The 14,996-nt window shown below is 45.9% G+C and carries 12 protein-coding genes; 5 read left to right on the plus strand and 7 right to left on the minus strand.

The genetic code is table 11. The features are described from left to right. Position 1: 1 nt before the first annotated feature. The gene (locus tag GFS24_RS02355; protein ID WP_153657967.1) at positions 2-388 is read left to right on the plus strand and encodes a DUF4345 domain-containing protein; all 387 of its coding nucleotides are present in this window, start codon (positions 2-4) and stop codon (positions 386-388) included. A gap of 87 nt (positions 389-475) precedes the next feature. Here the strand turns inward: GFS24_RS02355 and GFS24_RS02360 are convergent, their stop codons facing one another. From GFS24_RS02360 to queG, 3 genes are read right to left on the minus strand one after another with little or no spacing between them, the layout of a single operon-like run. Next, positions 476-2,860, minus strand: a complete 2,385-nt coding sequence (locus GFS24_RS02360; RefSeq protein WP_173002944.1) for a PAS domain S-box protein — start codon at positions 2,858-2,860, stop codon at positions 476-478. 47 nt (positions 2,861-2,907) lie between these two features. Beyond that, positions 2,908-3,318: a DoxX family membrane protein gene (locus tag GFS24_RS02365; protein WP_153657969.1), complete on the minus strand. Its 411-nt coding sequence runs from the start codon at positions 3,316-3,318 to the stop codon at positions 2,908-2,910. A gap of 11 nt (positions 3,319-3,329) precedes the next feature. Continuing rightward, positions 3,330-4,229 (minus strand): tRNA epoxyqueuosine(34) reductase QueG, encoded by a 900-nt coding sequence (gene queG / locus GFS24_RS02370; RefSeq protein WP_253906378.1) that lies wholly within the window; start codon positions 4,227-4,229, stop codon positions 3,330-3,332. A 132-nt stretch (positions 4,230-4,361) separates the two neighbouring features. Between queG and GFS24_RS02375 the strand changes: the two genes are divergently transcribed. Next, positions 4,362-6,392 carry a transglutaminase domain-containing protein gene (locus GFS24_RS02375; protein ID WP_153657971.1) on the plus strand — a complete coding sequence of 677 codons (2,031 nt, stop codon included), beginning with the start codon at positions 4,362-4,364 and terminating at the stop codon, positions 6,390-6,392. 2 nt (positions 6,393-6,394) lie between these two features. Then, positions 6,395-8,299 carry a DUF3857 domain-containing protein gene (locus GFS24_RS02380; protein ID WP_153657972.1) on the plus strand — a complete coding sequence of 635 codons (1,905 nt, stop codon included), beginning with the start codon at positions 6,395-6,397 and terminating at the stop codon, positions 8,297-8,299. On the opposite strand, the gene GFS24_RS02385 is transcribed toward GFS24_RS02380, so the two are convergent. Next, positions 8,228-8,821: a hypothetical protein gene (locus tag GFS24_RS02385; RefSeq protein WP_173002945.1), complete on the minus strand. Its 594-nt coding sequence runs from the start codon at positions 8,819-8,821 to the stop codon at positions 8,228-8,230. The two genes, GFS24_RS02380 and GFS24_RS02385, sit on opposite strands and share 72 nt — an antisense overlap. Positions 8,822-8,837: 16 nt before the next feature. Then, complete coding sequence (locus GFS24_RS02390; RefSeq protein ID WP_153657974.1) at positions 8,838-10,103, minus strand: OmpA family protein; 1,266 nt, start codon at positions 10,101-10,103, stop codon at positions 8,838-8,840. A gap of 260 nt (positions 10,104-10,363) precedes the next feature. Here GFS24_RS02390 and clpB point away from each other — a divergent pair, with 260 nt between their 5' ends. Continuing rightward, positions 10,364-12,964 (plus strand): ATP-dependent chaperone ClpB, encoded by a 2,601-nt coding sequence (clpB, locus tag GFS24_RS02395; protein WP_153657975.1) that lies wholly within the window; start codon positions 10,364-10,366, stop codon positions 12,962-12,964. A gap of 453 nt (positions 12,965-13,417) precedes the next feature. After that, positions 13,418-13,903 (plus strand): nucleoside deaminase, encoded by a 486-nt coding sequence (locus tag GFS24_RS02400; RefSeq protein ID WP_216647344.1) that lies wholly within the window; start codon positions 13,418-13,420, stop codon positions 13,901-13,903. 4 nt (positions 13,904-13,907) lie between these two features. Here the strand turns inward: GFS24_RS02400 and GFS24_RS02405 are convergent, their stop codons facing one another. After that, on the minus strand, positions 13,908-14,258 hold the full coding sequence (locus GFS24_RS02405; protein WP_153657976.1) for an anti-sigma factor: 351 nt from the start codon (positions 14,256-14,258) through the stop codon (positions 13,908-13,910). Between the two features lie 23 nt (positions 14,259-14,281). Beyond that, complete coding sequence (locus GFS24_RS02410; RefSeq protein WP_153657977.1) at positions 14,282-14,905, minus strand: RNA polymerase sigma factor; 624 nt, start codon at positions 14,903-14,905, stop codon at positions 14,282-14,284. Between the last annotated feature and the right edge of the window lie 91 nt (positions 14,906-14,996).

The following is a 14,996-nucleotide window of genomic DNA, read 5'->3' on the forward strand; positions in this document are numbered from 1 at the left end:
AATGCTTCCCGGAAAGAACCTGCATTTAACCGTCTCCATACTGGTTATCGTACCCATTGCGCTGGCCTATGGTTTATGCCCGCAAATGATGCTGCCGTGGCTGTTTGATTTTAGAGCAGACAATATTAACCTTGCAAATATTTTCAGGGCTATGATGGGTTTATACCTTGGGATGTCCGTGATCTGGATGATGGGTATTATTAAATCCAAATTATGGGTCACCGCAACTATTGCCAATATTACTTTTATGGGAGGGTTGGCACTTGGCAGATTAGTGAGCCTGGCTTTAGACGGGGTTCCGGGTATTTACTTTTTAATTGGATGTATATTAGAGTCAGTTCTTGCCATATGGGGGTTGAAAAACTTAAAGAAGTATGGAACTGATTAGGAAGTTTGTAAATTGAAAAACGAAAAATTTAATTCTTGTCAGTAAATCCAAAACTATTTCCGGAGAATTCCTTCATACAGGGGAAGATCAATCTGCGTTCAATGGCAGTATTATTGTGAATTGTGCCCCCACATCCGGTTGGCCTTCTGCGTAGATGGCTCCATTGTGACGTTCAACAATGCTTCTGCATAGCGCCAGGCCAAGGCCTGTGCCTTCGATCTGATCCCTTGAATTCAATCTGGCAAAAGCCTGGAAGATCCTGTCTGCATCTTTCTGATTAAATCCGATGCCGTTATCTTTCAGAATGATTTTCGTATAATGCCTGTCAGGCGGCAGTTCTAATTGCTGAAGATCATGCGCTTCCGCTTTTTCCTGCGTGATCTCAATGTGCAAAGGTTTAGATGCAGCAGAGAACTTTAAAGAATTATTGATCAGGTTATAGAATAACTGGTTCAGTAAAACGGGAGCCCCGTAAACACTGGGAAGGTTCTCATGCAACATGAGTGCTCTTTTTTCCTGAATGATGATCTCCAGATCATTTTCTACATTTTTTACGATCTCATTCAGATCTACATTTTCGAATACCTGCTCTATTGATCTGTAAGAAGAATATTGCAGCACTCCATCGATCATCCCATACATCCTTTCCGCCGCCTTTTCTATCTTACCCAGATAATTGTTTAATTTTTCAGGTAAAGGCTCTTCTTTTATTAATGAAGTAAAAAGCCTGATCTTACGAACAGGTTCCTTAAGGTCATGTGAAGCTACATGTGCGAACTGTTGCAGGTCTTCGTTGGAGCGTTGCAGCTCTTTAGTTCTTTCAATTACTTTCTGCTGAAGGTCTGCTTCGTTTTGTCTGACGGCCTCCTCATTTAGTTTCTGCTCGTGAATGTCCAGGCCAACACCTACATAACCGTTAAACACGCCGTTTGAAAGATACCGGGGATTACTTTTGAAAGCATGCCAGCGATATATGCCGTCATTCCGTTTCACCCGAACGGCCGGAATAAAATATTCCTCCTTTAAATTAAAGGCTGCATCGTATTGCGCCATTACAGCAGGAATGTCATCAGGGTGTATAATTCCATTCCAGGCCCTTCCTCTTGCCTCCTCAAAAGATTGACCGGTATATTCCAGCCAGGCTTTGTTCCAGTAACTTACCGGTGCAAGAGGGTGAGGCTCTATAATAAAAACGAACATGGGGCTGTAATCGGCAAGATTCCTGAACCGTTCCTCGCTTTCCCTGATCTCGGATTCGGCTCTCCTTATATCGGTTATATCTCTTGTAGTTCCTGCTATGGCTTCCACTTCGCCCTGTTCATTTAAAACGGGCACAAAAATGTAATCATATATTCGTTTCCCTAAGGTGACGTGAGGAAAGAAAACTTCTCCACGAACCGGTTGCATGGTAGAAACAACCTGATCAATCTCCCGTTCATGCATTTCGGCGTGCCAGGGTTCATAACCGTTATCTAACAGGCCTTTTCCAATGGCCTGTTCCCATGATTTTCCCCACATGGTCAGCAGGGCTGTATTCGCGTAAATAAACCGGTAATTTAAGTTAAACACATACACAAGATCTGGCGTGTTGGCCATTATTGTTTCATATAACCGCTTCTGTACCTGCGATTCCTCCATGGCAATTTTCAGCGCTTCCTCGGCTTGTTTACGTGGGGTTATATCGCTTGCCGTACCAAACCATTCGATAACATCGCCAGAAGTATTCAGGATGGGGATAGCGCGGGAAAACGTCCACCCGATCGTTCCATCATTTCTGATCACACGGTGCTCCATTTCAAAAATATTCCTGGTGGCCACCGAACTTTTGATGGCATTCAGAACGGTTAGCTGATCATCAGCATGAATGTATTTGTTCAGCCATTCGGTAGACGGCTCCCCTGTATCTGAGAGGAAGCCCTTGCCGGATAATTCGCGCATCTCCGTCCAATCCGGACTCATACGGTATACAACACTGGAGGAAGCTGTAACAAATGCCCTGAAACGCTCTTCACTTTCCTCCACTTTTTTCCGGGTTTCCACCTGCTCCGTAATATCTGCAGCCATCACTATGATGCTGGAAACAGCACCGTTGCTATCTATAACTGGCTGATGAGCATAATTATAGTATACATCAGTAGGTTTTCCATTCCGTATGATAACGGCTTTTTCTTCCTGGCCATAATAAGGCCGGCCTGTGGAATAAACGTCCTGAAGCAGCTGCCGGAACGGTTGACCTTTTAGCTCAGGGAGAATATCATGGAGAGTTTTCCCCATTATTCCCCAATCCTTATTCCACGATTGAAGCAATGCCTCATTGGCAAAGTCCACTACCATGTCCGGACCTGAAAGGATTAAAAAGATATTGGGGGACCTCGAAAGGATTTGTTTGAGTTGATGGTCGCCGGGAGCCCACTTGTTTTCAACGGGTCGATCATCATTTCCCTTAAGATCATGTGATGCCGGTAATTTCATGCAGGTACGATAATTATATATAGTAATACAGTAATTCCACGGTTGTTTTATACAATATTGGTGCCATGGATCTTTCTCAGCTGCTGCCATGCGCCCGTAGACCATAAGGCCACAAAGATCAACACCGGCTGAAAAGGCAATCTCAGCCATCTGGCAAGATCAGAGTTTAAACCAAACGCATCTCTGTGTTCAGCCAGCTGGGCAATATTGCCGGGGAAAACCAGTACGAAGAAAGCAGCCACTATCCAGCCTACTTTAATACGCTGCTTCACTAGTATGATCAGCGCAAGCCCCAGCAGTATTTCCACGATCCCTGATAAGACCACCACAAGGTCTGGATCCATGGGTACCCACGGTGGAACCTGGGCTAAAAATTCCGTCCTTAAAAATGTAAGATGACTGATGCCTGCAGAAAGCAGGAAAAGACCCAGCAGGATGCGACAAATTGTTTTAGTCATAATGTGGAATATTATGGACGAAGGAATTTCAAATTCCGCCTGATCCCTGCATACTTGCTCCGCTTCAACGGAGACTTGCTGAAGATCTTCTTAAACTCCTCTTCTGTCAACTCTTCCCACTGAGAAGAGGTAAGATTCAGTATTTCCGGAATAGGCGCAAATTCAGCCTCGGAAGTGGCTTTGGCGAACCTGTTCCATGGGCACACATCCTGGCAGATATCACATCCAAACATCCAGTTATCAAACTGCCCCTCCATGGAAGAGGGGATCAGCATATCCTTCAATTCGATCGTATAGTAAGAAATACAGCGGGAGCCATCTACAACGGTAGGAGATACCAGCGCCTGTGTAGGGCAGGCATCCAGGCATTTTGTGCAGGATCCGCAATAATCTCCCACAGGCGCATCATATACGAGGGGTATGTCTACGATCAGCGTAGCAATAAAAAAGAAAGACCCAGCCTGTTTGTGGATGAGGTTCCCATTCTTCCCGATCCATCCCAGCCCGCTCCGTTGCGCCCAGCTCCGTTCCAGCACAGGCGCAGAATCCACAAACCCCCGGCCCTGTATATCTCCCAGCTCAGCCCGGAGCTCAAAGAGGAATTCGTTCAGCTTAGCTTTGATCACCTCATGGTAATCTTTACCGTAAGCGTATTTGGCAATATGGGGAGTGTCTGGTTGCTGGGTAGTGGCAGGATAGTAGTTCAGCAGCAGCGTGATCACTGATTTAGCGCCATCTACCAGTAAGCGGGGATCAATGCGTTTATCGAAGTAATTTTCCATATACCCCATGGAGCCATGCATCCCCTTATTGAGCCATTGTTCCAGGCGGTAAGCATCTTCTGTAAGCTGCTCTGCCTTTGCAATGCCACAATGGTCAAAGCCCAGTGAGCGGGCCTTCTGCTTGATCATCAAGGTATTTTTCTCCAATATCTGCATCTGGCCGCAAGTTACAATATTGTAGCCCGGGAGCGTTAATTGATGCCGGAAAATATATACTTTTAGGGCTTAACTGTGTCCCTGACCTTAAACTATTTACCTGTAATGCTTAGAAAGTCCGTTACCCTGCTGCTCGGAATCATGTGTGCGTGTGCCTTTACCTGGGGGCAGGATAAGAGTCCGGCCCGTTTCGGCAAGGTTTCTCCTGAAGATTTCAAAACTACCCGCTATGAGCTGGATACTTCAGCCGGTGCTGTTATCATTGCAGATATCGGTTCCTCTTCCTTTGAATCAGGCAACGAATGGTTTATCCAGGTCTATAAACGCTACAAAAGAGTACACATCCTCAAAAAAAGCGGGTATGAGGAAGCGACTGTTTCCATTTACCTGTATGTGGAAGGGCAGGACGAAGAAAGGGTGAGTAACCTTAAAGCGGTGACCTACAACCTGGAGAATGGTAAAGTAGTGGAAACCAAGCTGGATGCAAAAGCTGTTTTCACGGATAAGGTGGATAATAACAACATCGTCAAGAAATTCACCCTTCCGGCAGTGAAGGAGGGCTCTATTATTGAATTTTCTTATGCTATCAATTCTGAATTCCCTTACCGGCTTCGTCCATGGGCCTTCCAGGATTGGAACTTCCCTGTTTTGTGGAGTGAATACGAGATCTCCCTGCCGGAGTATTACGAATACATTTTCCTGAGCCAGGGCTATAATTCTTTTCATATCAAGGATAGTGAGAACAGCAGGAAGACCTTCAATTTTAGAATGACTTCCCCCGCTGCTTATGGCGGTGCTACCCAACGTACAGAGGCTGTTTCCGTTACGCCAGGGATCACCCGCCATCGCTGGGTGATCAAAGATATAGCACCACTGAAAGAAGAAAACTTTGTAACTACGCTGGCTAATCATATCAGCTATATCGAATTTCAATTGTCTGCCCTGCGTTACCCGGATTCCCCGGTGAGGCCTGTGATGAGCACCTGGCCTAAACTAACGGAGGACCTGATGAAGAATGAACACTATGGTGAGCAATTGAATAAAAACAACAACTTTTTATCTGACCAGGTGGAAGAATTAACGAAAGGGGCCACCTCCCAGAAAGTGAAAGCGGAGAATATTTATAACTGGGTGAGGGATAACTTTACCTGTACGGATTATGCTGCTTTTTATACTGATCAGACATTAAAGACCACATTCACCAGGAAAAGCGGTAGTGTGACTGACATAAACCTGTTACTGGTAGCTATGCTGCGGCATGCAGGTTTAAAGGCCACGCCTGTATTGCTGAGTACGCGCAGTCGTGGTAAAGTGTATCCGTTGTATCCTATCCGTTCCAAATTCAATTCTACGATCGTTAACCTGAAGATTGACGATCAGGAATATAATATGGATGCTACCCATCCTTTCCTGGGTTTTGGCAAACTCCATACTTCCAGTTATAATGGTCATGCAAGGAAAGTAAATGAAGCGGCGGACCCGATGTCTTTTGACGCGGATTCTTTGAAAGAGCAAAGTGTTACAGGGATTTTTATCAGTGCGGATGATAAAGGGAAACTTACAGGACACTTCCAGCAGCAGGCTACTTATTTCGAATCTTATGAACTGCGTGAGAAGGTGAAAGAAAAAGGAGAGGAAGCTTACTTTAAAGAACGGGCAAAAGGTTTCCTTTCAGACATTGACCTGCGGAATGGAAAACTGGACCAATTGAAGGACTACACGAAACCGGTAGTGATCGACTATGATTTTACATTGAATGAAAGCGATGAGGGTGGCATGATCTACCTGAACCCTATGTTCTCGGAAGGGATGAGGGCTAATCCGTTCAAATCAGCTGTACGGAAATATCCGGTTGAAATGCCTTATGTACCGGATGTGAACTATACGCTGAGCATGCAACTGCCGGAAGGATACACAGTGGAAGATATGCCTAAATCCACGATCGTACAGTACAACGATGGAGAAGGTATCTTCCGGTACATGATCGGTGTTCAGGGTAATTTACTGCAACTCAGCTGCCGGATTAAATTAGGGCGTGCATTATATGCCCCTGAAGAATATGAGTCCCTGCGGGAATTTTTCGATATGATCGTGAAAAAGCAGGCGGAGCAGATCGTAATTAAGAAGAAACCATAAGTATGCGGAATGTTTTAATCTTACTGTTGATCAGTACTGCAGCCCTGGCTGGCGATCCGCAATTTCCGGTAAGCGCTGTTCCTGCGCAATTGCTGAAGAATGCGGATGTGGTAAAACGAAGGGAAGAGCTGACGATCAGGTTGATCGATCTGAAAGATGTGCGGGTTACACATCGTCGTGTTGTGACCATCCTCAATGAGAACGGAGACAGATACAGCGGCTTTGCTGTTTGGTATGATAAATTCCGGGAAGTGAAAGAATTCCATGGTGTGTTGTACGATGCTTCCGGGAAGCAACTCCGCAAAACGAAGAACAGCGATGTGAGTGACGTAAGTGCTGTGGGAGAAAGTAACCTCATGGATGACAGGCGGAGAAGATCACATAACTTCTATTATAAAACATATCCGTATACGGTAGAGTATGAAGTGGAGTACCGTTATCGCAGAACATTCAGCCTGGATACCTGGGTGCCGCAGGGAGGGAGTAATTACGCCGTGGAACAGAGCCGTTTATCAGTGACTGTTCCTGAACATTATGATCTGCGCTACCGTTCTTTCCGCTACCCGGGCGAACCATTGAAAACAGCCGGTAAGGGAGATAAAACATTTGTATGGGAAGTAAAGGATATCGGCGCGTTGCGCGAGGAGCCGCTGGCTGTTCCCTGGAGGAACCGTTCGGTAATGGTTTACCTGTCTCCAAGCGAATTTGCATTTGATACCTACACAGGTAAAATGAATACCTGGGATGATTATGGAAAGTTTCAGCTGTCGCTTAATGCCGGCAGGGATGTATTGCCTGAAAAAACAAAGGCTGAAGTGCATCAGCTGACTGATGGATTAAAGGATCGGAAGGAGAAGGTGAAAGTATTGTACCAATACATGCAGCAGCATACCCGTTACATCAGCATTCAGCTGGGTATTGGTGGCTGGCAGCCTTTTGACGCTACCTCTGTGGCAACAAACGGATATGGAGATTGTAAAGCGCTTTCCAACTACATGTATTCTTTGCTGAAGGAAGCGGGTATCCGTTCCCATTATACCATCGTGAAAGCTGGCAGCGGAGAAACTGACCTGATAGAAGACTTTGCAGTGAACCAGTTCAATCATATCATCCTCTGTGTACCAATGGCCCGGGATACTACCTGGCTGGAATGTACAAGCCAGGATGCACCTGCAGGTTACCTGAGTGATTTTACCAGTAACCGTACGGTATTGGTGATAGACGAAACAGGTGGTAAACTGGTACGTACACCCACCTATACAATGGATCAGAATCTGGAGACCAGGTATTTCAGGGCAACGATCAACGCTGCAGGAGATCTGAGTGGTAAAGCGGAAACCCGTTATACAGGATTGCAGCAGGACTGGTGTCATGATCTTATTCACACGGTATCGCCGGAAAAACAATTGGAAGTATTGAAAGAAAAACTGAGCCTTGCCAGTTATGATATTAATAAGTTCCAGTATAAAGAACATGCAGATGCGTTACCTGTTCCTGCTATAGATGAGGCGCTGGACATCACCGTAGCGAGTTATGCTTCTGTAAGTGGTAAACGTTTATTCCTTGTGCCGAATGTATTGAACAGGAGTCATGCAAAATTATCTGCTGATGAAGGGCGGCAGTCAGATATCCTGCTGGAAACGGCTACGAGGGATATGGATACGGTAGAGCTGACCATTCCGGAAGGGTATAAACCTGAATCCGTTTTCCCAGAGCAGGTACATGAAAGCAAGTTTGGAAAGTATATGTCGAAAGTAAAAGTTGAGGGGACGAAAGTAACTTATGTTCGTAGTTATGAAAGGAAGGCGGGGATATTTCCGGCAAAGGATTTTGCCTTACTGGAAGCGTTCTTTGATAAAGTATATAAAGCTGACCGGAGCAGGATCATTCTTGTGAAGGCAGAATAGTGGGGTTGGGAGTTTGCCGCGCAGCAAAGGGCGGAGGTTTTTTTCTTTTTTGTGGGGGGATTCTTTTTTGCAGAGGGGTTTCTTTTTTTGTCGGTGGAGGTTTTCTCTTTTCTGTGGGGGATTCTTTTTTGTAGAGAGGTTTCTTGTTTGTCGGGCGGAGGTTTTCTCTTTTCTGTGGAGGATTCTTTTTGCAGAGAGGTTTCTTGTTTGTCGGGCGGAGGTTTTCTCTTTTCTGTGGGGGATTCTTTTTTGCAGAGAGGTTTCTTGTTTGTCGGGCGGAGGTTTTCTCTTTTCTGTGGAGGATTCTTTTTGCAGAGAGGTTTCTTGTTTGTCGGGCGGAGGTTTTCTCTTTTCTGTGGAGGATTCTTTTTTGTAGAGAGGTTTCTTGTTTGTCGAGCGGAGGTTGTCTCTTTTTTGTGGAGGATTCTTTTTTGCAGGGGACTCTTTTTTACAGAGAGGTTTATTTTTTTTGCAGGGGGGGGCTTTTTTGTCGGCGGATTTTTTTAAAGGGGCGGTGATCAACCGCCCCTTTTGTAATTTATTTTTCCCGTACACCAACGGAGATCCTTCTGTCTTTTACTCTTTCCTCATCCGGTGCGTCTGCCGCGGCTTTGGCAAACTGAGAACCGTATCCTTCCGCACCCATTAATTGTACAGGTTTTACATGATGAGATTGCAAAGCACTATGCACTGCGTCTGCACGTTCCTGTGAGAGTTTCCGGTTTAGTGAGCTGTCGCCTCTCGCATCTGTATACCCGCCGATCTTTATTTTTAGTTTAGGGAATGCATTCAGTATGGCCACAAGGTTTTGTACCTGTACTTTACTTTCATCCGTTAAGTCTGCGCTGCCTGTTTTAAAGTTCAGGTTATCAAAATCGAACCATTTATCCTTACCACCTTCTGTGGAAGGATCTTTCAGGAAGTTCACCAGCTGATCTTCTATCCCGCCTTTATAAGCATCCAGCACAACACCATCCGGTAAGGTTACTTTGATGGACTCGCGGGTAACAGGGGTAGCAACGTGAGAAATGGCCGTGTCTTCCATGTGGCTGGTCTGTACGGAATCTACCGGCGCCATGGTGTGCTGGTTATTGCATCCTTTCAGGAAATACCAGAGCAACAGGATAATGGCCACCAACAGGATCAGCATCCATAACCAGCGGTAGCTCACGGCACTTTCTACGGCCCTGCCTTCATTGGCAATGGCTCTTCCTGCGGTGCCGCCAATGCTGGATACCACGCTGCCGAGTTTCTTGCCAATATCTCCCAGATTCCCTAAGCCCAGTATGCCCGCCAGGCCAAGGCCCGATGGTACCGCCGCAAGGATCTTATCCTTCTGGCTGTTTAAAAGCCCAATAAGTCCGGATGCGCTCAGGTTCTGGCTGCTGGCTTGCTGTCCGATCACACCAAGTGAGGCGGGAGCGGCAGATTGTAATAAGGTTTCTGCAGAAGTGGTTTTAATGCCGGCATATGAAGCGATGGCGGTAGTAATATCAGCTGCTTTGCTGCCAAAGAGGGATTTGAGGATCTCTGTTCCTTTGGCCAGCAGTTCCGCCGGAATAGCCCCGCCCAGGTTGCCCAGCCGGGAGAAGTCCCCGGAGGCTGCTTCCTTTACCAGGCCTAGTAAGCTGCCTGCATCACCGGGGGAACTGGCTTTGTTGAGCAGGCCCGTTAGTACCGTGGGTATAATACCGCCGATGGCCTTCTGAACATTTGATTCGCTTTCGCCAAGGGATGCGGCCGCCTTGTTAGAAAATTCATTGCTAAATACATTCTTCAGGGTGTCGAGCAAGTCGAATGCCATAATGAAAGGTTTTGGTGGTTAAGAAATGTAGACTGATCTATAACAGGAATAAGTAGACGACAGTTTAACGAAGCGGAAAATTAACAGGGAGGTCTTATATAATAGCAACAATACTAAGCATTTAGACAAAATAGCAGGTCGAACATATAATAACTGAAATTAATGCAGACGAAAGAGGGAATTCCTGTCATAATTACTGCTTTTCAGGATTGGACTAACATTTGCGAATCATTTTGCCTTAGGAGACAAATGCAAAGCATATGAACTTAAATAATTTCACTATCAAATCGCAGGAAACACTGCAACAGGCACAGCAGCTGGCCTTTGATCACCGTAACCAGGCGATCGAGACGGGGCATATCCTGAAAGCGCTGCTGGCCGACGATGATAATAGTATAGAATACCTGCTGAAGAAGAACGATGTTAACACTACATTCCTGGAAACCAAACTCAACGAGGCTATCCAGAAATATCCTGTTATCGGGAGCGGAGAAGGCGGGCAGGTATTAAGCAGGGACGCGAACAACGCCGTGCTCCGCGCAGGTTCCAGCATCAAGGAATTCAAAGATGAATTCGTGAGCGTGGAACATATTTTATTAGGATTATTAGGTGGAAGTGACGATACAGCTAAACTGCTGAAATCAGCTGGTTTAACAGAGAAAGGCCTGAAGGCGGCCATTACCGAATTACGTAAAGGCGGCACCGTTAATTCACAAACTGCGGATGCACAATATAACAGCCTGGAGAAATACGCCAAGAACCTCAACGAACTGGCACGTGCCGGTAAGCTGGACCCGGTGATCGGGCGTGATGAAGAGATCCGCAGGACCCTGCACATCTTATCCCGCCGTTCCAAGAACAACCCCATCCTGGTGGGGGAACCGGGTGTAGGTAAAACAGCCATTGCCGAAGGGCTCGCACACAGGATCATCAACGGAGATATTCCTGATAACCTGAACAACAAGATCATTTATGCGCTGGATATGGGAGCACTCATGGCCGGCGCCAAATACCGCGGGGAGTTTGAAGAACGCCTGAAAGCCGTAGTGAAGGAAGTAGGAGACAGCAATGGCGGTATCATCCTCTTTATAGATGAGATCCATACCCTCATTGGTGCAGGCGCCATGGAAGGTGCCATGGACGCAGCGAACATCCTCAAACCTGCATTGGCAAGAGGGGAACTGCGTGCAATAGGCGCCACCACCTTAAATGAATACCAGAAGTATTTTGAAAAAGATAAAGCCCTGGAACGTCGCTTCCAGAAGGTGTTCATTGATGAGCCCAGTGTGGAAGATGCAATCTCCATCCTCCGGGGTTTGAAAGAAAGATACGAGAATCACCACCATGTACTGATCAAAGACGAAGCGATCATTGCTGCTGTGGAGCTCTCACAACGCTATATTACGGACCGTTTCCTGCCGGACAAGGCAATTGACCTCATTGATGAAAGCGCGGCTAAATTGCGCCTTGAAATGAATTCTATGCCGGAAGAACTGGATGAACTGGAACGCCGGATCCGCCAGCTTGAAATTGAGAGGGAAGCCATCAAACGTGAGAATGATGAAGATAAACTGAAAGAACTGGGAACAGAGATTGCCCGCCTGAGTGAAGAACGTAACACCTTCAAAGCTAAATGGCAGCAGGAGAAAGAGCTCGTAGATAAAGTACAGAATGCCAAAGCAAGTATAGAGAACCTGAAACTGGAAGCAGAACAGGCAGAACGGAATGGTGATTTTGGCCGGGTAGCAGAGATCCGTTACGGCAAGATAAAAGAGCAGGAAAAAATAGTAGAAGATCTGACCGCAGAACTGAACACACTTTCTGTCAACCATAAAAGATTATTGAAGGAAGAAGTGGATGCGGAAGACATTGCGCAGAATGTTGCGAAAGCTACGGGTATCCCGGTAACGCGCATGCTGCAAAGTGAAAGAGAAAAATTACTGCAGCTGGAAGATGAACTGCATAAAAGAGTAGTAGGGCAGGATGAAGCGATCATCGCCGTAGCGGATGCTATCCGCAGAAGCCGCGCCGGTTTGCACGATCCTAAACGCCCCATCGGTTCTTTTATATTCCTGGGAACAACGGGTGTTGGTAAAACAGAACTGGCCAAAGCACTGGCAGACTACCTGTTTGACGATGAAAGCATGATGACCCGCATAGACATGAGTGAATACCAGGAGAAACATGCGGTAAGCAGGCTCGTGGGAGCACCTCCCGGTTATGTGGGATACGATGAAGGCGGTCAGCTGACGGAAGCAGTGAGAAGAAAACCATATTCTGTTGTACTGCTGGATGAAATTGAAAAAGCACACCCTGATGTATTCAATATCCTCTTACAGGTATTGGATGATGGACGCCTCACCGATAACAAGGGACGCGTGGTGAACTTCAAGAACACCATCATCATTATGACCAGTAATATGGGCAGCCATATCATACAGGAGAATTTTGAAAAGATCACAGACGCCAACAGGGAAGACATCGTGGATAAAACGAAAGATGAAGTGATGAACCTGCTGAGGCAGACCATCAGGCCGGAGTTCCTGAACCGTGTGGATGAAGTGATCATGTTCCAGCCGCTGATGCGTTCAGAAATAAAAGGCATAATTAACATACAATTACAACAACTGAAAGATCTGGTAGCAAAGAATGGCATGATATTGGAATTCTCTGACTATGCTTTGGATTACCTGGCGGAACAGGGTTATGATCCGCAGTTCGGTGCAAGGCCTTTAAAACGCCTGATCCAGAAGCAGATAGTGAACCTGCTCAGTAAAAAGATACTGGGCGGTGAGATAGACCGGAGCAAGCCAGTCCTGATAGATGTGTTTGACGGGGTAGTGGTGATCAGGAATAATTAACAATTCTATTCTATATACGACGATATACAGTTACAGGTAACAAACCGGGGGATTCTTCTCCCGGTTTTTTTATGTCCCAAAGAAGTAACGCTCAATACATTGTGAAATACATCAAATTAATATTTTGTATAATCTGATTGAGCGCTTATATTGCATACTCAGGAACTGTATTTTATTGAAAACCTTAACTACAACTGTAACTATTGACAGCGAACCCATGACCTGACAAACATTCTTCTTTCACTGTATTTATTAACGGTCAGTGATATACGATAATTACCCATTCAATTCGGCGTGATACAAGCAAAGTTTGCCTGCCGGTAAAACGTTGTGTGTGTTAGGATGATGAAGAGAGGTAAAAGGCCTGCAGGAAGGGCGTGGAGTGTAGCTCTGCGCCTTCCCCTGTACGGTGATGGGGTTAAAGCCTTACCTTTGTAAGGAAAACTGGATCCTATGTATAATATCGGTGAAAGAGAAAAGAAGTTTATGGCCATGGCTGTTGAATTGTCCAAACGGGGTATGCAGCATGGAGACGGAGGGCCTTTCGGCGCTGTTATCGTGCGCGGGGAAGAAGTAGTGGGAGAGGGCTGGAACCAGGTGCTGAAGTATAACGATCCTACTGCGCATGCAGAAGTGGTGGCTATCCGGGATGCCTGCACGAAGCTGGAAACCTTTCAACTAAATGACTGTGAAATATATACTTCCTGCGAACCCTGCCCCATGTGCCTTGGTGCTATTTACTGGGCCCGTCCGCAAAGAGTGTTTTTTGCCAATACCAAAGAAGAAGCGGCACTGATCAATTTTGATGATTCCTTTATTTACCACGAGATAGATGTGCCGCACCGGCAAAAGAAGATCCCTTTCATTCCTTTCCCGAATGAAGCGGCCCAGGAAGTGTTCCGCCTGTGGGAGGAGAAGGGGGATAAAAAGCTATACTGATCTCTTACCTGCTCGTAAAATGATATAACCAGAACACCGCTATGGCCAGGAACAGTATCAGCAGGGAAATGATGGCAATATAGAGGTAATAGTGTTCTTTTCTTTTCTTACGTGTTTTCTTGCGTAATTTCTGTAACACATTCCATTTGGCTTGCCTTAACCAGCCGGGGATCTGCTCTTTATGGCTGATGGCGGCCAATCCTTCCACTGCTTCACTGCATAGTTCACAATCTGCTATATGGCGTTCCACTTCATGCCTTTCGGCAGCACTCAGTTTGTTCTCCACATAAGCCAGCAACTGGTCCTGGGTAGGACAGGCAGTTTCGGTGAATATGTCTGTGAAATGATCGTTCATAATAATGCTTTCGCTAATGCAAGTTAGCGTTTATTTTTACTGTACTTTTCCAATAATAGTTTCAGGTTCCTTTTCCCGTTCTGGATATAGCTCTTCACCTGTAAAAGGCTGTATCCAGTTAGATCTGTGATCTCCTGGTAGGATTTTTTCTCCAGGTAGAACATCCGCACACAGGTGCTTTGTTCCTTATTCAGCAATTCCATCGCATGTTCCATATTCTCGAGCATGATATCCTTCTGCACGTGTTCTGCTATATCCGGTACTTCTGCTGCGCCGGGCATCTGCAAATGGCCTTCTTTCAATTCCAGGTCTTTGTGATGGCGTAGTTGCATCAGGCAATGATTGCGCGCCACCTGGTAGATCCAGGCTTTGAAAAAGATAACGTCATGTTTATGGATGTCGGATAAAACTTTCAGGAAGATCTGTTGCACGCTATCCCGTGCATCTTCTTCATTCTTAAGATACTTCATACATAAACCCAGTAGAAGGATGGCATACCGGTCAAACAAAATGCCTATCCAATCGCTGTTGCCATCGGTCTTATACCGCTGTAAAAGCTCCTGGTCTGTATGATTATGATCGCTGGGTTGATTCACAGTGTAAAGATAGATTTCTCTTTCAAAGATGCACAAGAAAGCATAATCCATAAAAAAGAGGGTGCTATATTTTTACGGAAAAAACTGGGCCTATAATTCCGGGTGGTTGAGCATACAGTTTTCCGTAAAAATATAGCACCCT

Source organism: Chitinophaga sp. SYP-B3965, from assembly GCF_009647655.1.
In the GTDB taxonomy this organism is placed as follows: domain Bacteria; phylum Bacteroidota; class Bacteroidia; order Chitinophagales; family Chitinophagaceae; genus Chitinophaga.